1 pseudogene is annotated in these 240 nt (G+C 75.4%); it reads left to right on the plus strand.

Annotated elements, in window-relative coordinates:
* Nucleotides 1–240, plus strand: a pseudogene (locus ACQG3P_RS22810) (RIP metalloprotease RseP); the annotation flags it as partial.

The raw sequence follows: 240 nt of genomic DNA on the forward strand, positions 1-240 counted from the left end.
CTCGGCAAGCGGCGCCGCATCGCGACCGGGAACGGCTCGCTGCAGAACGGTTCCGGCCCGGTCCCGATCGCCCGGGTAGCCAACCGGACCGCCCCGCGCGGCCGTGATTGGTTCCGCTGGTTCGTGGCCGTACTCTCGCTCAGCCGGTGCTGCGGCGGGCGGGTGGCCGTCGCCAGCGTGGCCGGCGGGCACCTGCTGGGGTACCGTATCGGGTTGGGCTGGGGCAGCCCGCGCAGCGAG

The sequence above is a fragment of the Stenotrophomonas sp. SrG genome, assembly GCF_050031795.1.
In the GTDB taxonomy this organism is placed as follows: domain Bacteria; phylum Pseudomonadota; class Gammaproteobacteria; order Xanthomonadales; family Xanthomonadaceae; genus Stenotrophomonas; species Stenotrophomonas rhizophila_A.